The organism is Pseudomonas granadensis, from assembly GCF_900105485.1.
GTDB classification, from domain to species: domain Bacteria; phylum Pseudomonadota; class Gammaproteobacteria; order Pseudomonadales; family Pseudomonadaceae; genus Aquipseudomonas; species Aquipseudomonas granadensis.
Map to the genome: position 1 here is coordinate 1,976,955 of NZ_LT629778.1, position 23,973 is coordinate 2,000,927.

At 61.1% G+C, this 23,973-nt stretch carries 24 protein-coding genes; 14 read left to right on the forward strand and 10 right to left on the reverse strand.

Annotated features, from left to right (window positions below):
- Positions 1 to 25 precede the first annotated feature (25 nt).
- Entirely contained in the window at positions 26 to 685 is a 660-nt protein-coding gene (locus BLU52_RS08735) for a carbonic anhydrase (protein ID WP_090282801.1), read from the reverse strand.
- Positions 686 to 743: 58 nt separating this feature from the next.
- Entirely contained in the window at positions 744 to 1,211 is a 468-nt protein-coding gene (gene cynS / locus BLU52_RS08740; RefSeq protein ID WP_090282802.1) for a cyanase, read from the reverse strand.
- A 120-nt stretch (positions 1,212 to 1,331) separates the two neighbouring features.
- On the opposite strand from cynS, the gene cynR reads away from it, so the two are divergent.
- Positions 1,332 to 2,219 carry a transcriptional regulator CynR gene (cynR, locus tag BLU52_RS08745; RefSeq protein ID WP_090282803.1) on the forward strand — a complete coding sequence of 296 codons (888 nt, stop codon included), beginning with the start codon at positions 1,332 to 1,334 and terminating at the stop codon, positions 2,217 to 2,219.
- A 243-nt stretch (positions 2,220 to 2,462) separates the two neighbouring features.
- Here cynR and BLU52_RS08750 read toward each other — a convergent pair whose 3' ends face one another.
- Together BLU52_RS08750 and BLU52_RS08755 are read right to left on the reverse strand one after the other, a co-directional pair.
- Complete coding sequence (locus BLU52_RS08750; protein WP_090282804.1) at positions 2,463 to 2,792, reverse strand: hypothetical protein; 330 nt, start codon at positions 2,790 to 2,792, stop codon at positions 2,463 to 2,465.
- A 544-nt stretch (positions 2,793 to 3,336) separates the two neighbouring features.
- On the reverse strand, positions 3,337 to 5,280 hold the full coding sequence (locus BLU52_RS08755; RefSeq protein ID WP_090282805.1) for a DNA topoisomerase III: 1,944 nt from the start codon (positions 5,278 to 5,280) through the stop codon (positions 3,337 to 3,339).
- A gap of 247 nt (positions 5,281 to 5,527) precedes the next feature.
- On the opposite strand from BLU52_RS08755, the gene BLU52_RS08760 reads away from it, so the two are divergent.
- Positions 5,528 to 5,890 (forward strand): DUF427 domain-containing protein, encoded by a 363-nt coding sequence (locus BLU52_RS08760; protein ID WP_090282806.1) that lies wholly within the window; start codon positions 5,528 to 5,530, stop codon positions 5,888 to 5,890.
- A 44-nt stretch (positions 5,891 to 5,934) separates the two neighbouring features.
- On the opposite strand, the gene BLU52_RS08765 is transcribed toward BLU52_RS08760, so the two are convergent.
- Positions 5,935 to 7,557 (reverse strand): MFS transporter, encoded by a 1,623-nt coding sequence (locus BLU52_RS08765; protein WP_090282807.1) that lies wholly within the window; start codon positions 7,555 to 7,557, stop codon positions 5,935 to 5,937.
- Positions 7,558 to 7,703: 146 nt separating this feature from the next.
- Positions 7,704 to 9,356, reverse strand: a complete 1,653-nt coding sequence (locus BLU52_RS08770; RefSeq protein WP_090282808.1) for a GMC family oxidoreductase — start codon at positions 9,354 to 9,356, stop codon at positions 7,704 to 7,706.
- Positions 9,357 to 9,489: 133 nt separating this feature from the next.
- On the opposite strand from BLU52_RS08770, the gene BLU52_RS08775 reads away from it, so the two are divergent.
- From BLU52_RS08775 to arsH, 4 genes are all read left to right on the forward strand, one after another.
- A complete protein-coding gene (locus tag BLU52_RS08775; protein ID WP_090282809.1) occupies positions 9,490 to 10,374 on the forward strand; it encodes a LysR family transcriptional regulator in 885 nt (294 codons plus the stop codon).
- Positions 10,375 to 10,557: 183 nt separating this feature from the next.
- Positions 10,558 to 10,905, forward strand: coding sequence for a metalloregulator ArsR/SmtB family transcription factor (locus BLU52_RS08780; RefSeq protein ID WP_090288469.1), 348 nt, complete (start codon positions 10,558 to 10,560; stop codon positions 10,903 to 10,905).
- A 14-nt stretch (positions 10,906 to 10,919) separates the two neighbouring features.
- Complete coding sequence (locus BLU52_RS08785; RefSeq protein WP_090282810.1) at positions 10,920 to 11,390, forward strand: arsenate reductase ArsC; 471 nt, start codon at positions 10,920 to 10,922, stop codon at positions 11,388 to 11,390.
- A 9-nt stretch (positions 11,391 to 11,399) separates the two neighbouring features.
- Entirely contained in the window at positions 11,400 to 12,098 is a 699-nt protein-coding gene (arsH, locus tag BLU52_RS08790; protein WP_090282811.1) for an arsenical resistance protein ArsH, read from the forward strand.
- Between the two features lie 40 nt (positions 12,099 to 12,138).
- Here arsH and ftrA read toward each other — a convergent pair whose 3' ends face one another.
- Entirely contained in the window at positions 12,139 to 13,107 is a 969-nt protein-coding gene (gene ftrA / locus BLU52_RS08795; RefSeq protein WP_090282812.1) for a transcriptional regulator FtrA, read from the reverse strand.
- 102 nt (positions 13,108 to 13,209) lie between these two features.
- Here ftrA and BLU52_RS08800 point away from each other — a divergent pair, with 102 nt between their 5' ends.
- The 4 genes from BLU52_RS08800 (at position 13,210) to BLU52_RS08815 (ending at position 16,874) form a co-directional block, all read left to right on the forward strand.
- Positions 13,210 to 13,638, forward strand: a complete 429-nt coding sequence (locus BLU52_RS08800) for a rhodanese-like domain-containing protein (protein WP_090282813.1) — start codon at positions 13,210 to 13,212, stop codon at positions 13,636 to 13,638.
- 242 nt (positions 13,639 to 13,880) lie between these two features.
- Positions 13,881 to 14,660: an ABC transporter substrate-binding protein gene (locus BLU52_RS08805; RefSeq protein WP_090282814.1), complete on the forward strand. Its 780-nt coding sequence runs from the start codon at positions 13,881 to 13,883 to the stop codon at positions 14,658 to 14,660.
- A 202-nt stretch (positions 14,661 to 14,862) separates the two neighbouring features.
- Positions 14,863 to 15,975, forward strand: coding sequence for a succinylglutamate desuccinylase/aspartoacylase family protein (locus BLU52_RS08810; RefSeq protein ID WP_090282815.1), 1,113 nt, complete (start codon positions 14,863 to 14,865; stop codon positions 15,973 to 15,975).
- Positions 15,976 to 16,157: 182 nt separating this feature from the next.
- Positions 16,158 to 16,874, forward strand: coding sequence for an alpha/beta hydrolase (locus BLU52_RS08815; RefSeq protein ID WP_090282816.1), 717 nt, complete (start codon positions 16,158 to 16,160; stop codon positions 16,872 to 16,874).
- Here BLU52_RS08815 and BLU52_RS08820 read toward each other — a convergent pair.
- Both BLU52_RS08820 and BLU52_RS08825 read right to left on the reverse strand, forming a co-directional pair.
- Positions 16,864 to 17,421 carry a DcrB/PsbP domain-containing protein gene (locus BLU52_RS08820; protein WP_090282817.1) on the reverse strand — a complete coding sequence of 186 codons (558 nt, stop codon included), beginning with the start codon at positions 17,419 to 17,421 and terminating at the stop codon, positions 16,864 to 16,866. The two genes, BLU52_RS08815 and BLU52_RS08820, sit on opposite strands and share 11 nt — an antisense overlap.
- Before the next feature lie 84 nt (positions 17,422 to 17,505).
- Positions 17,506 to 18,279 carry a hypothetical protein gene (locus tag BLU52_RS08825; protein ID WP_090282818.1) on the reverse strand — a complete coding sequence of 258 codons (774 nt, stop codon included), beginning with the start codon at positions 18,277 to 18,279 and terminating at the stop codon, positions 17,506 to 17,508.
- Positions 18,280 to 18,424: 145 nt separating this feature from the next.
- On the opposite strand from BLU52_RS08825, the gene BLU52_RS08830 reads away from it, so the two are divergent.
- The 4 genes from BLU52_RS08830 (at position 18,425) to BLU52_RS08845 (ending at position 22,725) form a co-directional block, all read left to right on the forward strand.
- Positions 18,425 to 18,964 carry a chalcone isomerase family protein gene (locus BLU52_RS08830; RefSeq protein WP_090282819.1) on the forward strand — a complete coding sequence of 180 codons (540 nt, stop codon included), beginning with the start codon at positions 18,425 to 18,427 and terminating at the stop codon, positions 18,962 to 18,964.
- Positions 18,965 to 19,027: 63 nt separating this feature from the next.
- Positions 19,028 to 20,347 (forward strand): Nramp family divalent metal transporter, encoded by a 1,320-nt coding sequence (locus BLU52_RS08835; RefSeq protein WP_090282820.1) that lies wholly within the window; start codon positions 19,028 to 19,030, stop codon positions 20,345 to 20,347.
- A gap of 270 nt (positions 20,348 to 20,617) precedes the next feature.
- Positions 20,618 to 21,838, forward strand: coding sequence for a putative DNA modification/repair radical SAM protein (locus BLU52_RS08840; RefSeq protein ID WP_090282821.1), 1,221 nt, complete (start codon positions 20,618 to 20,620; stop codon positions 21,836 to 21,838).
- Positions 21,835 to 22,725 (forward strand): TIGR03915 family putative DNA repair protein, encoded by an 891-nt coding sequence (locus tag BLU52_RS08845; RefSeq protein ID WP_231988013.1) that lies wholly within the window; start codon positions 21,835 to 21,837, stop codon positions 22,723 to 22,725. Before BLU52_RS08840 ends, BLU52_RS08845 begins: the two co-directional genes overlap by 4 nt.
- Positions 22,726 to 22,929: 204 nt before the next feature.
- On the opposite strand, the gene BLU52_RS08850 is transcribed toward BLU52_RS08845, so the two are convergent.
- On the reverse strand, positions 22,930 to 23,949 hold the full coding sequence (locus BLU52_RS08850) for a branched-chain amino acid aminotransferase (RefSeq protein WP_039762213.1): 1,020 nt from the start codon (positions 23,947 to 23,949) through the stop codon (positions 22,930 to 22,932).
- Between the last annotated feature and the right edge of the window lie 24 nt (positions 23,950 to 23,973).

The window sequence follows — 23,973 nt, forward strand, 5'->3', positions numbered from 1 at the left end:
TGGGAACGATCAGTCGACGATCCGTTCAGGCGGCGTCAGCGGTTTTTGCGTGGATCGCACAGGTCGCCGGTTGCTCGGCCAGTGGCACAAAGGTGCGGCGGTCCGAAGACAGCGCATCGATCGAGCCGGTCTCGATGTCGTACACCCAGCCATGCAGATTCAACAGGCCTTTTTCCTGCGCCAGGCGCACGCTTGGGTGGGTCTGGATATTGGCCAGTTGCGCAATGACGTTCTCGCGCACCATCGAATTCAACTTCGCTGCGTCACTGGCGTGCGCTCGCGCTTCGTTGACGACTCTTGCCGATTCGGCATGCTGCAGCCAACCACTGACCGCCGGCAGGTGATCCATGCATTTGCACTGGGCAATCGCGGTCATCGCGCCGCAATCGGAATGCCCGCAAATCACGATATCACTCACGCCGAGTACCGCCACCGCATATTCCACCGTCGCCGAAACCCCGCCTGGATGCGGGCTGTAGGACGGCACGATGTTGCCGGCGTTGCGGATCACGAACAGCTCGCCGGGTTCTTGCTGGGTCAGCAGTTCCGGCACCACACGGCTGTCGGAACAGGTGATGAACAACGTACCGGGCTGTTGCGTGGTAGCCAGGTGGCGAAACAGTTCGCTGCGTTGCGGAAAGGCTTCGTTCTGAAATTTCAGGAAGCCGTCGATCAGGGATTGCATGGGCGTGTCCTCTATAAGGTGATCGAGTGGCCAGCATCCGGGATGCGGGCCGGAGCAATCAGAACGGACGCAGCGGCAGGAACTTGCCATCGAGGGTGACCACGGCGCGGGAGCCGCCTTCTGGATCGTCAACTTTCTTGATGTCGAGTTTGAAGTTGATCGCGCTGATGATGCCGTCGCCGAACTGCTCGTGGACCAGCGCTTTGAGCGTGGTGCCATAGATCTGGATCATCTCGTGAAAGCGGTAGATGGTCGGGTCGGTCGGTACGCCGTTGAGGCTGCCGCGCAACGGGATGATCTGCATCGCGGCGACGTCTTCCACGCTCAGCTCCAGCTTGTCGCCGACCACTTTCGCGGCGCTTTCCGGCAGTGGGTGCTGGCCGAGCAGGGCGGCGGTGACGTAGGCCAGGCTCAGGCCGGTGTCATCGGCCAGATCCTGCCACGACAGATCCTTGCGTGCCTTGGCGTCGAGGATGCGGGTAGTCAGGGCCAGGCTGGTGTCGTTGCAGGCGTGGGACTGTTGCATGGTGTCACTCCTTTCAGGGTTGGCTTGCTGTGTGGGAGAAATCTTCGGCCGATTGATCCATAGCGTCCAAGACCGATATACAATGCCAAGCATTAGTCCTGCCTATAGTTGGTGCGCCCCATGTTGTTACGACATTTGCGGTACCTGCTGGCGATTGCCGATCACGGCGGTTTCACCCGTGCCGCCGAAGCGCTGCATGTGTCGCAGCCGACGCTGTCGCAGCAGATCCGCCAACTGGAAGAAAGCCTCGGCGTAACGCTGTTCGATCGCACCTCGCGCACCGTCAGACCTACCGATGCCGGCGCGGCGTACATCGAATGTGCGCGGCGTGTACTGGTAGAGCTGGAGGCGGGCAAGCGCGCCTTGCATGACGTTAAGGATCTGTCGCGCGGGACGTTGCGTCTGGCCATGACGCCGACGTTCATGGCCTATCTGGTCGGGCCGCTGGTGCGGGATTTCGCGGCGCGGTATCCGGGAATTCATCTGCAGATTTTCGAGTTGTCGATGGACGACATCGAGGCGGGGCTGGCGGATGACTCGCTGGACATCGCCATTGCGTTCACCCCGGTGCGCAATGCGGAGATCGAATGCATTCCGGCCTTTACCGAAACGTTGGCGATCATGGTCGGCCGTGAGCATCCGCTGTATGCCAGTGACTCGCGGTTACTGGCAGAGGATATTGCTCAGCTGGATTTTGCCTTGCTGGCGCCTGAGTTCATTACGCGGCTGTCGGTGGACGAGTACTTTCGACATCAGGGGATCACGCCGAAGGTGCACATCGAGGTGAATTCGGTGAGCACGTTGCTGGAAGTGGTGCGCTGTTCGCCGATGGCGACGATGTTGCCGCAGGCTATTGCTACAGAGGACCGGGCGTTGCGCCGGTTGCGTGTCGAAGCGGAAGCGCCGCAGCGTGGGGCAGCGATTTTGCGACGGCGCAATAACTACCACAGTGCCGCGGCGCTGGCGTTTGTGGAGTTGGTGCTGGGCCTGAAAAGCTCCTCACCCTAACCCTCCCGAAACGTCGGACCGCCCAGGGGAGAGGGGACTGACCGAGGTGTTTGGGCAAGATACGTCGACCTGAAAGTCCTGAGCCGAACGCGAATTTCGAATCCATCATGGATCGGCTCCCTCTCCCTCGGGAGAGGGCTGGGGTGAGGGGCTACAATTTCAATCACGCCAGATCAATGCAAGCGAACAAAAAAGGCCTGCTTCCGTTAAGGAAGCAGGCCTTTCGATTAAATAATCGCTAACTCAATACAACCGATCAATCACCCGAACTTCATTATTGTTCTGCATCGAATCCCACGCCTGTTTCAGCGTCTGCAGAACATTGCCAATAAAGTCCCTGTCGGCCGCTGCCTTCTTGCCGACATAACCGTGGCCGCGTCGATACATCTTCAGGCGGGCCGCCAGGTTCTGGTGGTTACGGTCGAATTCCTCTTCACCAGCATGGGGCGACAGGCAGTCGATATGCACCTGACCCGACTTGCTGATCCACAGAATATGGCTGTCGTGGCTGTCCTTTTGCGCAGCGAACATACGAGCCAGTTCTTCGACAGTAGGTTGATTGTTCAGATTCATGATTATTGCCCCTTGACCAGTCTGGTGATCTTTCATAGTTGATTCGCTAATACAGGTAGCCCATCGGTTAGTTGATCCCTGGCACCGAAACCAGGACGTCAGCGCTCGCCCGTGTGAAGTACGGGGTCGTGCATCTGTTGCATGTAGTCGTGTTGAATAACTGCTACGCGATAGCGTCACAACGAGGAGAAGCAGCGAAAACCGGGAGGCGCCTTGCCGACCTTTTCAGCGTCGACCACAAGCATCTTGAGAATTTTCGCCAGCGCTTCTCGTCCTTGTACTGGACGTTCAGGCCAGGTCAGCTTCTTCAATCTGCCTTGTGGGCAGCGTGTATCCGGAAAAAACAACTCGGCGGTCAGACGAGTTTGCTCAAGCGTGTTACCAGCGCTCCCGATCGGGGAACGTCTTCATCATGCAAAAGCAAAGCGATGCCGTCAACGGTTTTGTAGTGATTATTTTCAAGCACTACATATTGTCGGACAAAGCGCTTTTGGAATGAGAAAAGATCCAGGATGCGTAGGAAATCAGGGAACCCTGAGGGGGCTTAACGGGTCGCCGGGCGGGCCGTGCGTTTGCGTGTGGCGGTGGTTTTGCTGGCGGTCGATTTGCGTTTTTTCTTCCACGGCGCCGCGGCTTTACCGGCGGGTGGCGGGCCGCTGATGGTCAGGCTCAGGCCGGAGCAACGGCTAACCTGCTTGCTCATCCATGCCGCTTGTTTGGTGACAAATTCTTCCAGGCTCATCTCGCCGCTCTGCACCATGTCCAGCGCCTGCTCCCAGATCGCCGTGGTGCCGGGATCGGCAATTGCGCGAGGCACGGCATCGATCAGGCTGAACGCGGCCGGCGTAGCGGCGAGCGCCTTGCCGTTTTTCACCAGATAACCGCGATCGATCAAACCCTGAATGATCGAGGCGCGGGTGGCTTCGGTGCCGATCCCGGTGGTGTCCTTGAGTTTCTGTTTGAGCAGCGGATCTTCCACCAGTCTGGCGACGTTTTTCATCGCCTTGATCAGATCGCCTTCGGTGTAGGGTTTCGGCGGTTGCGTCCACAGGTCCTTGAACTTGACCTCGGCGACGGCGCATTCGACGCCCTGGCCAAGTGCCGGCAAGGTCTGCGGCGCCGCAGCCTCGCGGCCCTTGGCCGGTGCCAGCGCTTCGGGCAACGCGCGTTTCCAGCCCGGCTCAATGATCTGCTTGCCGACTGCGCGCAGCGCTTGCCCAGCGCAATCGAAATCGGCCTGGGTGCGGTCGTATTCATGGTTGGGCAGAAACTGCGCCAGATAGCGTGCGCGGATCAGCGTATACACCGCGCGGTGCTTGCCGGTCAGGCGTTCGAGGTTTTTCGCTGCTGCGGTGGGGATGATGCCATGGTGAGCGCTGACCTTGGCGTCGTTCCATGCACGCGACCGACGCTGTGGTTCGAGATGGCCTCGCAGCGCTTCGAGGCCGGGATCGGCCTGACGCAACGCCGCAAGAATGCCCGGCGCTTCGCTGTGCTGGCTCAGCGGCAGGTAACCGCAATCGCTGCGCGGGTAAGTGATGACCTTGTAGGTTTCGTACAGCGCCTGGGCGATGTCGAGGGTTTCCTGCGCGCCGAGGCCGAGTTTCTTCGAGCAGACTTCCTGCAGGGTGCCGAGATCGAAGGGCAGGGGTGCCACTTCGCGCATGCGCTCGGTTTTCAGCTTGACCACCCGCGCGCTGGCCGCACTGCCGATCGCCGCCGCTGCCTGCTGGGCCAGCGCCTGATTCAGGCAGCGCTCCTGATCGTCACAGGCGTCCGTCGGCGCGCGCCACTGCGCGGTAAACCGCGTGCCGTCGTGCAGCAGATCGACATCGATCGCCCAGAACGGCACGGGTACGAAATCGGCGATGCTGCGGTCGCGATCCACCACCAGCCGCAAGGTCGGCGTTTGCACCCGGCCTACCGGCAGCACGCCTTGATAACCCGACTGGCGGCCGAGCAGGGTGAACAGACGGCTCATGTTCATGCCAATCAGCCAGTCCGCTCGCGAACGCCCCAAAGCCGAGTGGTACAGGCTGAAGGTCTCCGCGCCCGGCTTGAGTGCGGCCAGGGCCTTGCGGATCGAGGCCTCGTCCAGCGCCGACAGCCACAAGCGGCGGATCGGTCCGCGATAGCGGCAATGCTCGACCAGTTCCCGGGCGATCATCTCGCCCTCACGGTCGGCGTCGGTGGCAATGATCAGTTCGCTGGCCTCGCCGAGCAGGCGTTTCACCGCTTTGAACTGGCTGGCCGTGCGCGGCTTGACGGTCATTTTCCATTTGTCCGGAATGATCGGCAGGTCCGCCAGCACCCAGCGCTTGTAGCGTGCGTCGTAGGCATCCGGCGGCGCGGTTTCGAGCAGATGGCCGATGCACCAGGTCACCGTGACGTCCGTTCCCAACCAGCAGCCGTCGCCCCGACGCCGGGCGCCGAGCACGGCTGCAATGTCTTTGGCCTGGGAGGGTTTTTCACAGAGGTACAGCCGCATAGCCACCATCGTCGATCAGGGTCGGAACAGGTGCACAGAATGGCCGGACTTGGCGGTGGGGGCAACTTTTATCTGTATGGATATACATGTAAAAGTTACCGGCCCTTGCCCTCACCCTAACCCTTTCCCGGAGGGAGAGGGGACTGATTGGCGGGTGAGGGGCTTCGCCGTTCGGCTGCAATCCTGTCTCGATCAGGCGTCATCAGCTATACCTGAACCGTCTCTTCGCCGTATTCAGGAGAACCCCATGAAAAGCCCCAGCCCCGTGATCAACCTCGAACAACTCGCCGGCTGCCTGGTGGTGAAATTCCACGGCATCCAGGTGGCCGCGTCCTCCCACGTGCTGGTCCTCAAGGAAGCCAATTACCCGCCGGTGTATTACCTGCCGCGCGAAGACATCGACGAGAAATATTTCGCCCGCACCGATCACACCAGCTATTGCCCGTACAAGGGCGATGCCAACTACTTCAGTTTGCAGGTGCCGGGGCATGAGCAGGCGAACGCAGTGTGGACGTACGAGAACCCGAAAGTGTCGGTGGCACCGATCCGCGACTACGTGGCGTTCTATCCGGATCAGGTGAAGTTCGAGGTGATCAAGGCCGATGCCTGAGCAAAGAAACGGCGAGCGCGCGAACGCTCTCGCCGGCAGCGGTTTCAGTTCTTGTCGAGGTCGATATTCTTCGTCTCACGCAGGCAGATCATGCCCACAACCAGGCTGACCCCGGTAATCAATACCGGATACCACAGCCCGTAAAAGATATCGCCGGTGTACACCACCAGGGCAAACGACACCGTCGGCAGGAAACCGCCGAACCAGCCGTTGCCGATGTGGTAGGGCAGCGACATCGAGGTGTAGCGGATGCGCGTTGGGAACAGCTCGACCATCAGCGCCGCCAGTGGGCCGTAGCACATCGCCGAGATGATGATCAGCGCCACGATCAGGGCGACGATCATTGGCTTGTTGATCTGCTGCATGTCGGCCTGTTGCGGGTAGCCGGCGAGGGTGATCGCGCCGCGCAGGGCGGCTTCATCGAAGCCATCGAGTTTGACGTCGCCGACGCTGACCTGCACGCCGCTGCACGCCGGGGCGGCGACGCTGGAGTAGGGCAGGCCTTGTTTGACCAGGAAGGTCTTGACCTTGTCGCACGGGCTGTCGAATTTGGCTTTGCCTACCGGGTCGAACTGGAAGGTGCAGGTCGCCGGATCGGCCGTCACGGTGATCGGCGCCTGACGGCTGGCCAGATCGATCGCCGGGTTGGCGTAATGGGCGAGGGATTTGAAGATCGGAAAGTACAGCGCGGTCGCCAGCAGCAAGCCCAGCATCAACACTGGTTTGCGCCCGACCTTGTCCGACAGCCAGCCAAAGAAAATGAAGAACGGCGCGCCGATGACCACGCTGACGATCAGCAGACTGTTGGCCAGCGCCGGGTCCATTTTCAGGAATTGGGTGAGGAAAAACAGCACGTAGAACTGCGCCGCATAAAACGTCACCGCTTGCCCGGCGTTGATGCTGAACAGGGCGATCAGCACGACTTTGAGGTTTTCCCATTTGCCGAAGGATTCGCGGATCGGCGCTTTCGAGGTTTTGCCTTCCTCCTTCATTTTCAGGTAGGCCGGCGACTCGTGCAGGCTCAGGCGAATCCACGTGGAAATCCCCAGCAGCACGATCGACAGCAGAAACGGAATGCGCCAGCCCCAGACTTCAAACTGGTCGCCGGTGAAATAACGGCAACCGAGCACCACCAACAGCGACAGCAACAGGCCGAGGGTGGCGGTGGACTGAATCCAGCTGGTGTGAAAACCGCGCTTGCCGATCGGCGCGTGCTCGGCCACGTAAGTCGCCGCACCGCCGTATTCGCCGCCGAGCGCCAGGCCCTGGAGCATCCGCAGCACCACCAGGATGATCGGTGCGGCAATGCCGATGCTCGCGTAGGTCGGCAGCAGGCCGACGCAGAACGTCGCCACGCCCATCAGAATGATCGTCGCCAGAAACGTGTATTTGCGCCCGATCATGTCGCCCAGTCGCCCGAACACCAGCGCACCGAACGGCCGCACGATGAAGCCGGCGGCGAACGCCATCAGCGCGAAAATGAACGCGGTGGTGTCGTTGACCCCGGCAAAAAATTGCTTGCTGATCACTGCCGCGAGGGCACCGTAAAGAAAGAAGTCATACCACTCGAACACCGTCCCGAGGGACGAGGCGAAAATGACTTTTTGCGTGGCATTGCTGGTCTCGGCGCTGCTCGCAGCGTCCAGCGGCTGAGCGTGTTCTGACATGTCGGTATCCCTCACAGTGATTGTTTTTGTTGTTCCACTGGTGTTGCGTGTCCCGGTGTTGCGCGATGCCTTTGAATCAGACGCGGTCCCTGTAGGAGTGAGCCTGCTCGCGATGGCGGCGTATCAGCCAACGCAAATGCTGAATGTTATTCCGTCATCGCCAGCAGGCTGGCTCCCACAGGTACGGTGTTTACAGCTTTGGAATTGAGGATCAGCTGCGCAGCCTTTTCGCCAATCATCAGCGTAGGCGAACAGGTGTTGCCGGAGATGATCCGCGGCATGATCGACGCATCGGCCACGCGCAGACCGGGCACGCCGTGCACGCGCAGTTGCGCATCGACCACCGCATCGCCGTCATTGCCCATGCGACACGTGCCGACCGGATGGAAAATCGTCGTGCCGATTTTCGCTGCGGCTTCGTGCAGTTGCTCCTCGGTTTGCAGGCTGTCGCCCGGCAGATACTCGACCGGTTTGAAAGCACGCAGAGCAGGGGCGCTGACGATGCGTCGGGTCAAACGAATCGCATCTGCGGCCACGCGCAGATCTTCAGGATGGCTCAGATAATTGGGATTGATCAGCGGCGCCTGCTGCGGGTCCGCTGAACGGATTTCGATGCGCCCACGGCTGTGCGGACGCAGATCGCACACCGAGGCGGTGAATGCCGGGAAGCTGTGCAACGGCTCGCCAAAACGCTCCAGCGACAGCGGCTGGACGTGGTATTCGAGATTCGCCGACGTCTGTTCCGGCCCCGAGCGCGCAAAGGCGCCCAGCTGACTCGGCGCCATCGACAGCGGCCCGCTGCGGTCATACAGATAACGCAGGCCCATGCCCATCTTGCCCCAGACACTGCCGGCGATCTGGTTCAGCGTGCGGGCATTTTCCAGTTGATAGATCAGCCGCAGTTGCAGGTGATCCTGCAGGTTGCCACCGACCCCCGGCAGTTCATGAATCACGCCGATGCCCAAGCGTTCGAGCAGTGGTCGAGGGCCGATCCCGGAGCGCTGCAGAATGCTCGGCGAACCCACCGACCCGGCGCACAGGACAATCTCCTTGCGCGCCTTGAACTGTTTGATCTGGCCTTCATGCCGAGCGCTGACGTTCGAAGCGCGGCCATCCTCCAGCAGCACGCGGTCGACCTCGACGCCGGTCAGTACGGTCAGATTCGCTCGGTTTCGCAGCGGTTTCAAAAACGCCTTGGCGGCGTTCCAGCGCACCCCGGCTTTCTGGTTGACCTGAAAGTAGCCACAACCCTCGTTGTCGCCCTGATTGAAGTCGCTGACGCTGGCAATGCCGCTCTGCTCGGCGGCACTGCGAAAGGCGTCGAGAATCGGCCACGACAAGCGCTGTTGCTCGACCCGCCATTCGCCGTGGGCGCCATGAAAATCAGCGGCGCCGGCAAAGTGGTTTTCGCTCTGTTTGAACAGTGGCAGCACATCATTCCACGCCCAACCGGGATTGCCCTCGGCCGCCCAGCCGTCGTAGTCGCTGGCCTGGCCGCGCATGTAGATCATGCCGTTGATCGACGAGCAACCGCCGAGCACTTTGCCGCGCGGATAGCTCAGCGCACGGCCGTTGAGCCCGGTCTGTTCTTCAGTTTTGAAACACCAGTCTGTGCGTGGGTTACCGATGCAGAACAGGTAACCGACCGGGATGTGAATCCACGCATAGTTGTCGCGCCCGCCGGCTTCGAGCAACAGTACGCGGTGCTGCGGGTCCGCTGACAGTCGATTGGCCAGCACACAGCCGGCCGGACCGGCGCCGACCACGATGTAGTCGTATTCATCGAGGGAAGTCTGCATTCCCTGACCTCGCTTTTTGTTTTTATTGTCGGACACTCTAGTTGTTAGCTTTCGTTAAAAGAATGTTAGTTTTTGCGCAGCCGCTGTGCGTTTTCACACAGCTCGCATCGACCTTAGCTGACAAGGACACGCCATGTTCGACTGGAACGACTTGCGGTTTTTTCTCGAACTGCAACGCAGCGGCCGCCTGCTCACCGCCGCCCGCCGGCTCAACACCACCCATGCCACCGTCGCCCGCCACATCGAAGCCATCGAGAAAAGCCTCGGCACCGCGCTGTTCGTCCAGCACGCTCAAGGGTACGAAATGACCCCGGCCGGCGAAGCGCTGCTCAAGCATGCCGAAGCGATGGAAAACGTCGCGCTGCTGGCCCAGGAAGAAATTACCCAGTCCACCGCGCCGCTGGGCAAGATCCGCGTCGGCGTGACGGAGGGCCTCGGTGTCAAATTTCTCGCCAGCCGCATGATCGGCCTGTTCGAGCGTTATCCGGGGCTGGAAGTGGAACTGGTCGCGGTGCCGCGCTTTGTCAGCATCCTCAACCGTGAGGCGGAAATCAGCATCCATCTCGAACGCCCGGCGGCTGACATGCTGGTCACGCGCAAACTCACCGACTACCGATTGGCGCTGTATGCCAGCCAGGCTTACCTCGACAAAGCACCGCCCTTGCATAGCCGCGAAGACCTTGGCCGTCATGCATGGATCGGTTATGTCGACGATCTGCTGTTCAGCCAGGAACTGATGTTCCTCAACAGTTTCTGCCGCAGCCCGCGCGTGGTGTTCCACAGCACCAGCGTCATCGCCCAGCAGGAAGCCGCACGCTCCGGACTGGGCATTGCGGTTCTGCCTTGCTACATGGCCGCGTCTGACCCGGAACTGGTGCCGTTGCTGGCGGATGAAAGTATCGAACGCAGCTACTGGATCAGCACTCGCCGCGAGCTGCACAAGTCGGTGCGCTTGCGTGTGGTCTGGGATTATGTGGTGGGATTGTGCGAGGCGGAGCAGGCGTTGCTGCTCGGTTAGCCGGTTCACAGAAATCCTCTGTAGGAGTGAGCCTGCTCGCGATAGCGGTGTGTCAGTCATTAATGATGTTGAGTGAAAGACCGCTATCGCGAGCAGGCTCACTCCTACAGGGGCAGCATTTCAGGTTGCGAAATATATGGATATCCGTATATTCGATTTCCCGTATATCCCGTGCTCAGCCCCATGCTCACGCCCACTGAAGTCTTCAAAAGTCTCGCTGACGAAACCCGCGTCCGCGCCATGCTGCTGATCGCCGCACAGGGAGAACTGTGTGTGTGCGAACTGATGTGCGCGCTCAACGACAGCCAACCGAAGATCAGCCGCCACCTCGCGCAATTGCGCAGCAACGGCCTGCTGCTCGATCGGCGTCAGGGCCAGTGGGTCTATTACCGCCTCAACCCGGATCTGCCGGCGTGGATCGCGCAAATCCTGCAAATGACGTCCGACGCCAACACCACTTGGCTGCAGGACAATGCCGCCCGCCTGCAGAACATGCACGGGCGTCCGGTTCGTGAAGCCGCGTGTTGCTGATGGAGAAAAAAACCATGCGAGTCCTGTTCATGTGCACGGCCAACAGTTGCCGCAGCATCCTTTCTGAAGCGATGTTCAATCATCTGGCGCCGGCAGGCTTCGAGGCGGTGAGTGCCGGCAGTTGCCCCAAGGGGCAGGTATTGCCGCGCAGTCTGCAGACGTTGCAAAAAGCCGGAATCGCCATCGACGGTTTACACAGCAAAGGCAACGAAGCGTTCGCCGGCAACCCGCCGGATGTGGTTATTACGGTGTGCGGCAACGCCGCAGGCGAACCTTGTCCGGTGTACTTCGGCCCGGCGCTGAAAAGCCATTGGGGGCTCGAAGATCCTTCCGACCTCAGCGGTGACGAAGCCAGCATCGACGCGGCCTTCCACGCCACGCTGATGCGCATCGGACAACGCTGCCAGGCCTTCCTCGATTTGCCGTTTGAGCAACTCAGTCGCGATCAGCTGCAAGTCGAGCTCAATCGAATCGGTACGCTTTAAGGACGCCCCATGTCAGAACATCTGCCCAACCTTGATGCCACGCTGTTCGATGCCGCCAAACCGACGACGCCGGATACGCACAAACCGCGGATCCTGCTGCTCTACGGTTCGACCCGCGAACGCTCGTTCAGCCGTTTGCTGGTCGAAGAGGCGGCGCGCCTGCTTGAGCACTTCGGTGCTGAAACGCGCATTTTTAACCCGTCCGGTTTGCCACTGCCCGACGACGTTCCGGTCGACCATCCGAAAGTCCAGGAACTGCGCGAGCTGGTGCTGTGGTCGGAAGGCCAGGTCTGGTGCTCACCGGAACGCCACGGTGCGATGTCCGCCGTGTTCAAGGCGCAGATCGACTGGATCCCGCTGGAACTCGGCGCCGTACGCCCGACCCAAGGCAAAACCCTCGCGGTGATGCAGGTGTGCGGCGGTTCGCAGTCGTTCAACGTGGTCAATCAATTGCGCGTACTCGGCCGCTGGATGCGCATGTTCACCATCCCCAACCAGTCCTCGGTGCCCAAGGCCTACATGGAGTTCGACGACGCGGGACGGATGAAACCCTCGCCATTCTACGACCGCGTGGTTGATGTGATGGAAGAACTGGTGAAGTTCACTGTGCTGCTGCGCGAGCATCAGACGGATCTGGTCGACCGCTATTCCGAACGCAAGGAAAGCGCCGAGCAATTGATGGCGCGAGTCAATCAGCGTTCGATCTGACAATCGCCGACTCGCCCTGAAGACTTTTGGAGCGAGTCAGCTAAACCGTCACACCCCGGCCAAACCGCTCCCGATAAACTGAGGGCGGTACCCCCACCACCCCACGAAACGCCACCCGAAAACTCTCCACCGAGCGATACCCGCAGCGCTCGGCAATCTGTTCAGTCTGCTGATCGGTGCTCTCCAGCAACTCCCGCGCCCGTGCCAGTCGTTCATGCTGTAACCACGCCTTGGGCGACTGTCCGCTGGCCTCGGTAAACCGTCGTAGAAACGTGCGCTCGCTCATCGCCGCTTCGCTGGCCAGATCGCGCACCTCCAGCGGTTGATGCAGCCGCTCGCGGGCCCATTGCATGACTCGCGACAGATCATTGCGCGGGGTGGCGCTGACCGGCGTCGGAATGAACTGCGCCTGGCCGCCGGTGCGTTGGGGCGACATCACCAGTCGCCGCGCGACGCTGTTGGCGACCTGAGTACCGAAGTCGCGGGCGACCAGGTGCAGGCAGGCGTCGATGCCGGCGGCGCTGCCGGCCGAGGTGATCAGTTGGCCGGCGTCGACGTAGAGCACGTCCGGGTCGACTGCGATGGCAGGAAAGCGTTGCGCCAGTTCGTCGCTGTAGCGCCAGTGCGTCGTGGCGCGGTGGCCGTCGAGCAAGCCGCTGGCCGCGAGGACGAAGACCCCGGAACAGATCGACAGCAAGCGCGCGCCGCGAGCGTGAGCCTGGCGCAGTGCAGCGAGCAATGCTTCCGGCACCGCCGCGTTACGGTCGCGCCAGCCGGGAATGATGATGGTGCGTGCTTCGGCCAGTATTTCCAGGCCACCGTCGGCGAGAATTTGAATGCCGCCCACGGCGCGCATTGGGCCTTGATCGACTGCCGCAATCGCATGTTCATACCAAGGGAAATCGAACTCCGGCCGGGCGAGGCCGAAGATCTCCACGGCGATGCCGAACTCGAAGGTGCAGAGGCCGTCGTAGGCGAGGATCGCCACCAGATTGGAGGAAGTCGGCATTTGGCGGAAAATTCCCGGTGGGTGTCTTGTCCGCCACTGTAGCCGCAAGCGGGGCGGCGATAAAGTCTGTTCACCCCAGAACAGAAGCAAGGAGCCACACCCATGACCAGCCTGGTTCGCGACATTCCTGCCGCTCCCTCAGCAATTGCCCTGATGCACTTCAGCAATCGTCTGACATTCGAAACGGATTGTTCCGACGTGTTCAGCAGCTACGAGGCCGGCGACGTCGACTTTGTCCTGGTCGACGTGCGCGGGCCGCTGGCGTTCGAACGCGGGCATGTGCCGGGCGCGATCAATATCCCGACGCGCTTGCTCACCGCGACCGAGCTGGCGAGTTATCCGAAAAACACGCTGTTCGTGGTCTATTGCGCCGGCCCGCATTGCAACGGCGCGAACAAGGCTGCAGTGAAACTGGCGGCGATTGGTTACCCGGTCAAGGAGATGATCGGCGGTGTCAGCGGTTGGCTCGATGAAGGGTTTGCGCTGAGCGTGGCGCAACTGGCCAAGGCGCCGATCGCCTGCGAATGCTGACCGGTTTCCAGAAGAATCCGGGCAAAAACGGCGCTTGTCCTACGGCCTTTGCACCACGACGGCGCAGCCTTTGACCCCGGTCAAGCGCTGCGCCGAATTTACATAAGTATTTGTCGCTTAAACACAATTTGCCCTGTGCGCGCCGCCATAGACTGCCGGCCACGTCGGTTTTTGCCGTTCCAGGCCGGACCGAACGCTGACTCGAAGCTGCCAATAAAAGCCTCCGCACACAGGAGTTATAAATGAACAAGCTAGTGATGTTCGGTGCCATGGCACTGTCGATATTGTCCCTGACCGCCGTGGCCGCCGATGCCAAGCCGATCCGCATCGGTATCGAAGCCGGTTACCCGCCATTCTCGATGAAAACCCCTGACGGCAAACTCACCGGTTTCGACGTGGACATCGGCGATGCCCTGTGCGCGCAGATGAAAGTCCAGTGCACCTGGGTCGAGCAGGAATTCGATGGCCTGATCCCGGCGCTGAAAGTGAAGAAGATCGACGCGATTTTGTCGTCGATGACCATCACCGACGACCGCAAGAAAAACGTCGACTTCACCATCAAGTACTACCACACCCCGGCGCGCTTCGTGATGAAGGCAGGCTCGGGCGTGAAAGACCCGCTGACCGAACTCAAGGGCAAGAAAGTCGGCGTGCTGCGTGCCAGCACTCACGACCGCTACGCCACCGAAGTGCTGGTTCCGGCCGGGATCGAACTGGTGCGCTACGGCTCGCAGCAGGAAGCCAACCTCGACATGGTTTCCGGTCGCATCGACGCGATGCTGGCTGACTCGGTCAACCTCAGCGACGGTTTCCTGAAAACCGACGCCGGCAAAGGCTTCGAATTCGTCGGCCCGACCTACGAAGACGCCAAGTACTTTGGCGGCGGCGCCGGCATCGCGGTGCGCAAGGGCGATACCGCGCTGGCCGAGCAATTCAACAAAGCCATCACCGAAATCCGCGCCAATGGCGAGTACAAGAAAGTCCAGGACAAGTACTTCGACTTTGATGTGTATGGCCATTAATACGCCGTAGAAAAAGTGGCCCCGTTTGCGCGGAGGCCACTTTTTTTGTGCTTTCTTCCTGCCGACGAAGAACCTGTAGGAGTGAGCCTGCTCGCGATAGCGGTTTATCATTCAACATCTTGATTGACTGACAGACCGCTATCGCGAGCAGGCTCACTCCTACAGGGAATTTGTGTCGAGCTCATATTTCAGGAGTTTCCCCATGCAACGCATCGACCACAGCCTGCCCTGGAGCCACTTGGGCAGTGAGCGCTCTCTCAGCGTGTTTCGCTATGGCGCGGGCACTCGCAAGGTGTACATCCAGGCCAGCCTGCACGCCGATGAGTTGCCGGGCATGCGCACGGCGTGGGAGCTCAAGCAACGCCTTAATGAACTTGAGCAGCAAGGCCGTTTGCAAGGCGTGGTCGAACTGGTGCCGGTGGCCAACCCGATCGGCCTCGATCAGCATGTGCAAGGCGCGCACATGGGTCGTTTCGAGCTGGGCAGCGGCAAGAATTTCAACCGCGCGTTCGTCGAACTCAGCGCGCCGGTTGCGGCGCGTATCGGCGAGCAGTTGGGCGCGGATGCCGAGGCCAACGTTGCGCTGATCCGCAAGGCCATGGGCGAGGTATTCGAGGCGCTGCCGGCGCCGGCTTCGCAACTGGAAGCGCTGCATCGGCTGTTGCTGCGCCACGCTTGCGACGCCGATATCACCCTCGATCTGCATTGCGATTTCGATGCGGCGATTCACCTCTACGCACTGCCGCAGCACTGGCCGCAATGGCAATCGCTGGCAGCGCGCCTGAAGGCCGGCGTGGCGTTGTTGTGTGAAGACTCCGGCGGCAGCTCGTTCGATGAATCCTGCTCGACGCCGTGGTTGCGCCTGGCGAGGGCGTTTCCGCAGGCGGCGATTCCGGCGGCGAATCTGGCGACCACGCTGGAGCTGGGCAGCATGGGCGACACGCGGGTCGATCAGGCGCAGGCCAATTGCGAGGCGATCCTCGGCTTTCTCGCTGAGCAGGGTTTCATCAGCGGCGAATGGCCGGCGGCGCCGAGCGAGTGCTGCGAAGGCCTGCCGTTCGAAGGCACTGAATACCTGTTCGCACCGCACCATGGCGTGGTGAGTTTCCTGCGCGGTGCCGGCGAATGGGTAGAGAAGGGCGACGCCTTGTTCGAAGTGGTCGACCCGTTGCAGGACCGCGTCAGCACGGTGCGCGCCGGCACCAGCGGCGTGTTGTTTGCGTTGGATCGCGGGCGCTATACCGAACCGGGGATCTGGCAGGCGAAAGTGGCGGGGCGGGTGCCGTTTCGCACTGGCAAGCTGACCAACGACTGACAGATTTTCGCTGGGGCTGATGGCCTCATCGCGAGCAGGCTCACTCCTACAGGTGGAACGCATTCCAAATGTAGGAGTGAGCCTGCTCGCGATGGCGATGCCCGCAACACCACAGCATTTGGATCCCCGGCTCAGAATGTTAGGCTCCCCCCGAACCCGACACTCTGTGAAGGAACGCTGCAATGTTGAAGATATTCGCTCTGCTGACCCTGCTCGCATCTACCGCCGTCCACGCGCAAACCACGCTGCAATCCGACCTGCCGCTCAAATACCTCGAACAGGTCCACCCGGATGCCGAGCCGCGGCCGCTGGTGATTTTCCTGCACGGTTACGGCAGTAACGAAGCCGATCTGATCGGTATGAAATTTCAGCTTCCGGCGCAGTACAACTACCTGTCGGTGCGGGCACCGATGGAGCTCGGTGAGGGACGTTACCAGTGGTTTCGCAAAAAGGGCGAAGGCGCCTACAACGGCGAGACCGATGATCTCAAGGTCAGCGGCCAGAAGCTGCGCGATTTTATCGTTCAGGCCACGGGCAAATATCACGCGACCCCGGACAAGGTGTACCTGATCGGCTTCAGCCAGGGCGCGATGATGAGTTACGAAGTGGGGCTGCGGCCGCCGGTGTTGATCGGCGGGTTTGCCGCGTTGAGCGGACGCTTGCTGCCGGTGCTGAAAAGCGAGTTGAAAGCCGATCAAGCCCCGCTGCCGCTGCACATCTTCATCGGCCACGGCACCGCCGATGATCCGGTGCCGTACCGCCTCGGCACCGAAGCCAACGCGCAATTGCAGAAGCTTGGCTACAAGCCGCAATTTCATGCGTATCCCGGCATCGGCCACAGCATCACTCCGGTCGAATTGCGCGACCTGAACGGCTGGCTGCAGCGGCTCAATCCTTGAGAAGAGTCTTGATCAGCGCGTCGTGACCTTGCTTGTCGCTGGCGCGGGAGATCACCTGCACCAGCGCCATCTTCGTCCCGGAGCCAGCCATCAGAGTGGTGTTGAGGGTCTGGCCGCCGCCCTGAGTGGCGGTGCTGTCGACCTGGCGCAAGCCGAGGCCGGTGCCTTTGCGGGTCAGGCTTTTTTCGCTGAGCTTGTTGAAATCCGGCAGCGCTTTACGCTGGTCTTCGATGAAGCTGGACACGGCACCGTCGAGGAACGGGCCGTCGTTGTCCTTGACGTTCTGCCCTTGTGGAATCTGGTTTTCCGCTGCGATGACTACGGTTTTCGTCGCCTGGTTGGTGTACATCGTGCCCTTGGCGCCACTTGGGCTCGGCGGCAGCGGGTCGGCGACGAAGCCTTTGGGCAGCACGAAACTGAACTTGCCGTCGAGCAGCGAGACTTTTTCGCTGGTGGCTTTTTCCTTGGCCGCTTGTGCGTTGATCGCGCCGAGAGCGGCGATCGCCGACAGCAGCAGGACGGCAGCTTTTTTGCTCAACAATGACATGTAAATCTCCGTGGGATGGTCGCGCGAGGCGGGCGATGATCCCACGGAGCGGGGCGCACGTTCCAGCACGATTCGCCCGAGCGGTTACTGCGCCGGCGCGCTGGTCACTGGCCGGGCCAGCAGCTTTCTGGTCACCCCGAGCATGGCCACCGACACCGCCACACCGACGATGAACCCGTTCAGGCCGAGGCTCGGCAAGGTCAGCGCCGACACCAGACAGAATGCCGAAAACGAATACATGCCAGTTGCAGTCGCCCGCAGCAGCGCGGCGGTGAAGGCCGGGCCGCGGGTCTGTTGCGAGAACACCGCCATCACGCTGCCAAGCACCGGGAACACCGCGAGCAAACCGCTCCAGCGCTCGCCGACGGTACTGGCCAGCATCGTCACTGCCAACGTCAGCGCGGCACCGGCCAGCATGCGCCATATCAGCCGGTCGGACTTCGGCGCCGAACCGTTCAGCACCGGCTGCACCACCGGAAATAGATAAGGCGAGGCCAGCAGCGCAATCGCCGCCGCCGCCAACGAAAACGGCAACGACGGCGGGACCAGCGACAGCAGCAGCGCCAGTACGCTCCAAACGGCCAGCGAGGCCGCGAGTGCCCACGGCCAGTTCGCCCGTTGCGCCACCTGCGCGTAGGTGATGCAGAAGGCAATCATCGCGAACATCGCCGATAACGCTGCGACCGCCGATTGCGCGGCAAACTCCGGCCCCTGTTCGATGGCGAGAAAAAACAGAATCGGCCCGACCACCACCGGCAACCCCGACAGCCATCCGGCCACGCTCGGCCCCCAGCGTTTGCCCGCCAGCGAGATCAGCAAGAGAAAAGCCGGAATCAGCAGCAGTTTGAGGATCAGCACGCAGGTGTCTCCATCGGATGCAGGTACGCCACGTTAGCACCGTGGCGAAGCGATTGCTGACTATGTTTGCAATTTTTGTATACAAAAAATCGAAAGCAATTACGGCTATGCTCTGACTATCAGGGCTGGTCGGAAGCAATGCGCGATGAACAAATCCTCAAGAATGCTCCGCGGCTGCTGCGGCATCGGCCTGTGGGCGCTGTTGCTGACGCCGACCTGGGCCAATTGGCAGGACGCGGTGCCGGGTGCGCAGATCATTGGCACCGGCGAGTTCAGCGTGTTCGGTTTCGACGTTTACAATGCGCGGCTGTGGAGTGCGGCGCGCCCGCTCGCCACGGATCAGCCGTTTGCGCTGGAGCTGATCTATCTCCGCAAGATTTCCCGCGACGACCTGGTGCAGGCCAGCGTCGACGAGATCAAACGCCTGTCCGGTAATCGTGTGAGCCCAGCGCAATTGGCCGGCTGGCAAGCACAGATGGAGCAATCGTTCGTCGATGTGCAGTCCGGCACACGGATTACCGGGGTCTATCTGCCGGGGCAGGGCGCACGGTTTTTTGTCGGCCAGCGCTTGCAGCACGAAATCGATGATCCGCAATTCGCCCGGGCGTTTTTCGACATCTGGCTGGACCCGCGCACGCGCAATCCCGATCTGCGCGAGCAATTGTTGGGCACCCGCCAACCTTGACCTTCCACCGCACCGGGCGAAACGTCTAAGCTGCGTCCTTTCGACTTGTTTCTGGATGTGTGCGTGAAATTCAGCTTGCCCAAAATCGCCACCGCGCCGTTTTGCCCGCCGGAAGTGGCCGGCAGTGTTGCGGTCGACCCTTCTGCCTCATTCTTCAAACGTGTACTGCGTTTTGCCGGCCCCGGTCTGCTGGTGTCGATCGGCTACATGGACCCCGGCAATTGGGCGACGGCGATTGAGGCTGGTTCGCGGTTTGGGTACAGCCTGTTGTTTGTGGTGTTGCTGGCGAGTCTGGCGGGGATGGTCGTGCAGTGTCTGTGTTCGCGGCTGGGCATCGCCACCGGGCGCGATCTGGCGCAACTGTCGCGCCAGCGCTACAGCACGCCGACCGCGCGCTTGCAGTGGGGCCTGGCGGAAATCTCGATCATCGCCACCGACCTTGCCGAAGTGCTTGGTTGTGCGCTGGCGTTTCACTTGTTGCTGGGTTGCTCGCTGACATTCGGCATTGCCCTGACAGCGTTCGACACGCTGCTGGTGCTGGCCTTGCAGAATCGTGGCTTCCGTCGACTGGAAGCGATCATGCTGGTGCTGGTCGCGACCATCGGCGTGTGTTTTTTCGTCGAGCTGCTGCTGATCAAGCCCTACTGGCCGGACGTTGCCCAAGGCTTCAAACCCTCGCTGGCGGCGATCGGCGATGCCGCACCGTTGTACCTGGCCATCGGCATTCTTGGCGCAACGGTGATGCCGCATAACCTCTATCTGCACACCTCGATCGTGCAGACGCGGATGATCGGCAAGGACCTGGCGAGCAAGCAGGATGCGGTAAAGCTGGCGCGCATCGACACCATCGGTTCACTGGCGCTGGCGCTGCTGGTCAACGCCGCGATCCTGATCCTCGCAGCGGCAGCGTTTCACCAGTCGGGGCATACCGAGGTGGTGGACATTCAGGACGCTTATCACTTGCTTGATCCACTGGTGGGCGGCGCACTCGCCAGCGTGTTATTCGGCGTGGCGTTGCTCGCCTCGGGGCAGAGTTCAACCTTCACCGGCACCATCGCCGGGCAGGTGATCATGGAAGGCTATCTGAACCTGCGCATCCCGTGCTGGCAGCGGCGGTTGATCACCCGCGGGCTGGCGCTGATTCCGGCGTTCATTGGCGTGTGGCTACTGGGTGACAACGCCATCGGCAAGTTGCTGGTGCTGAGTCAGGTGGTGTTGAGCCTGCAATTGCCGTTTGCTCTTTACCCGCTGATTCGCATGACCAACGACAGGCAGCTGATGGGGCCGTTTGTGAATCGCTGGCCAACTCGAGTGTTGGCTTGGAGCTTGTTTGTGGTGATCAGTGGGGCGAATGGCTGGTTGATTTCGCAGTGGGTGATCTGATCTTTGACACACTGATCGTTCCCACGCTCGGCGTGGTAACGCCTCCCGTGACGCTCTGCGTCACAGCGGACGCGGAGCGTCCTTGGCTGCATTCCCACGCGGAGCGTGGGAACGATCAGAAACGGCGGAGCGCATTTCAAGTGTGGGAGCGAGCCTGCTCGCGAAGGGGCCAGTTCAGACCACACACCTTCCGACGAGGGGGTTATCCGTCACCTTGTATCAAAGCGGTCGAGCCTATACTGTATATGCACACAGTAAAGAGTCCGCGCCATGCAAATCATCGACAAGCTGAGCATTCTCGCCGACGCCGCCAAATACGACGCATCGTGCGCGAGCAGTGGCGCGCCCAAGCGCAGCTCCGAGGGCAAGAGCGGGTTGGGCTCGACCGATGGCATGGGCATTTGCCACAGCTACACGCCTGATGGGCGTTGCGTGTCGCTGCTGAAGATCCTGCTGACCAATTTCTGTCTTTACGATTGCCAGTACTGCGTCAACCGCCGCTCCAGCGATGTACCGCGCGCACGGTTCACCCCCGAAGAAGTCGTGGCGCTGACCATGGATTTCTACCGGCGCAACTGTGTCAGCGGGCTGTTTCTCAGCTCCGGCATCATCCGCTCGGCGGACTACACCATGGAGCAACTGGTGCGGGTGGCGAAGCTGTTGCGCGAGGAGCATGAGTTTCGCGGTTACATCCACCTCAAGACCATTCCCGAGGCCGATCCGGCGCTGATCGAGGAGGCCGGGCGTTACGCCGATCGCCTGAGTGTCAACATCGAGCTGCCGACCGATGCCAGCCTGCAAACCCTGGCGCCGGAAAAGGACATCGGTTCGATCAAGCAGGCGATGAACACCATCTACACCGGCGTGCAGACCGTGCTCAACGAGCCACGCGCGCCGAAGTTCGCTCCGGCCGGGCAGAGCACGCAATTGATTGTCGGCGCCGATGACACCGACGACAGCACCATCCTCCACAGCGCCCAATCCTTGTACGGCAACTTCCGTCTGCGCCGGGTTTACTACTCGGCGTTCAGCCCGATCCCCGACAGCCCGAAAAGCGTGCCATTGGCCGCGCCACCGCTGATGCGCGAGCACCGTTTGTATCAGGCCGATTTCCTGTTGCGCAGTTATGGCTACAGCGCGGACGAATTGCTCAAGGGGCCGGGCAATCTGGCGCTCGACATTGACCCGAAACTGGCCTGGGCGCTGCAGAATCGCGAAGTGTTTCCGCTGGATCTGAATCGCGCCGAGGCCTCGTTGATCGCACGCATTCCCGGCATCGGCCTGCGCACTACTGAACGTTTGGTCGAGTTGCGCCGACAGCGACGCATCCGCTACGAAGACGTCGCGCGCATGCGCTGCGTTTTGGCGAAGGCCAAGCCCTTCATCATCACCAGCGATTACCACCCGCAGCAGGCCGAAGTCACCAGCCACATGCTCTATCAGCAATTGCGCGACCGGCCGATGCCGCAGCAGATGGGGTTGTGGGGATGATCAATCTCGATTGCGACGATCTGTTCGATACCTGGCGCCAGCAAGCGCGCTGGCTGCTCAGCCATGAAATCGACCCGAGTCTGGTGAGCTGGGCCTCGCAGGGCGTGGGCGATCTGTTCGCCAATGACGACCCGGTGCCTGAAGGGCAGGGGCCGTTTCAGGCGCGCATTCCCCGCGCGTTGCTCGATACCCTGGAACAAGCCTCGCGCTATCGCGGTGATCAGCGCTGGAGTTTGCTGTACGAAGTGTTGTGGCGCGTCAGCCACGGCGACCGTACCGCGATGATGGCCGGCGACAAACTAGGCAGCGAGTTGCAGCGGCGGATCAAGCAGGTGAACCGTGAAGCCCATCACCTGCATGCGTTCGTGCGCTTCATCGAGCGGCCGAAAGACAGCGTCGGCCCCGAATACGTGGCGTGGCATGAACCGGCTCACGATATCCTGCACAGCGCCAGCGCCCACTTCATCGGACGCATGGGCCGCCATCGCTGGCTGATCGCCACGCCGCGGGACGGGGTTTATTACGATGGCGAGCAGTTGATTCATCAGCGCCAATGCCCGGTGGAATGGCAGCAATTGGCGCAGAACGTTGACGATCCCCATGGTGATCTGTGGCTGACCTATTACAGCCACATCTTCAACCCGGCGCGGTTGAACCCAAAGGTCATGCAAGGGCATTTGCCCGTGCGGTTCTGGAAGAATTTGCCGGAGGGGGAGTTGATTCCAGGGTTGATTACGCAGGCGCGGATGGGCAAGCAGGGGGATGGGCAGGCGAGCGGGATTGCAGCGCGGACGGGTAAGCGGATTGCGCTAAAAAAGCCAGGAGCAAACCCTCACCCTAACCCTCTCCCGGAGGGAGAGGGGACTGACCGAGGTGTTCGGACTTGATCCATCGACCTGAACTATCGAGTCGAATTCAGGTTTTGAAAAGCCCAACGATCGGCTCCCTTTCCCCCTCGCCCCCCTGGGGAGAGGGCTGGGGTGAGGGGGCGAGGATCGCTAGCACGACACAGAAATATCGGTTGAGCAGAATCAAAAAAAGCCCCCCACCAATCACTTGGTGGAGGGCTTTCTTTAGCCAGAACCGTCAAATCAAACCTTAACGATCCAACCCGCTGGCGCTTCGATGTCGCCGGTCTGCACGCCGGTCAGCTCTTTGTAGAGCTGCTGCGTCACCGGGCCGACTTCGGTTTCACTGTGGAACACATGCAGATGGTCGTTGTAGCTGATGCCGCCAATCGGCGTGATCACGGCAGCCGTGCCGCAAGCACCGGCTTCCTTGAAGTCCGCCAGTTTGTCGATCAGCACATCGCCTTCGACCACTTCCAGGCCCAGGCGCGATTTCGCCAGTTCGATCAGCGACAGACGGGTGATGCCCGGCAGCACCGACGGCGAGTTCGGGGTGACGAACTTGTTGTCGTGGGTGATCCCGAAGAAGTTGGCCGAGCCGACTTCTTCGATTTTGGTGTGGGTCATCGGGTCCAGATAGATCGCGTCAGCAAAGTTGGCTTTCTTGGCTTTCGAGCCCGGCATCAGGCTGGCCGCGTAGTTGCCACCGACTTTGGCAGCGCCTGTGCCTTGTGGGGCAGCGCGGTCGTAGCTGGAGATCTGGAAGTTGTGCGGGGTCAGACCGCCCTTGAAGTAGGCGCCGACCGGGATGCAGAAGATCGAGAAGATGAACTCGGGCGCGGTACGCACGCCGATGTTGTCACCGACGCCGATCACGAACGGACGCAGGTACAGCGCGCCGCCAGTGCCGTAAGGCGGGATGAAACGCTCGTTGGCGCGAACCACGGCTTTACAGGCTTCGATGAACTGCTCGGTGTCCACGGTCGGCATCAGCAGACGTGCGCAGCTGCGCTGCATGCGCAGGGCGTTCTGGTCCGGGCGGAACAGGTTGATCGAGCCGTCCTTGCAACGATAGGCCTTCATGCCTTCAAAGCATTGCTGGCCATAGTGAAGGGCCGTCGAGCCTTCGCTGATGTGCAGCACGTTGTCTTCGGTCAGGGTGCCTTTGTCCCACTCGCCATCGCGGAAGTACGACAGATAGCGTTTGTCGGTCTTGATGTAATCAAAACCCAGCTTGTCCCAATTGATGCTCTCGTTACCCATGACACCCTCTATCACTGAACAACC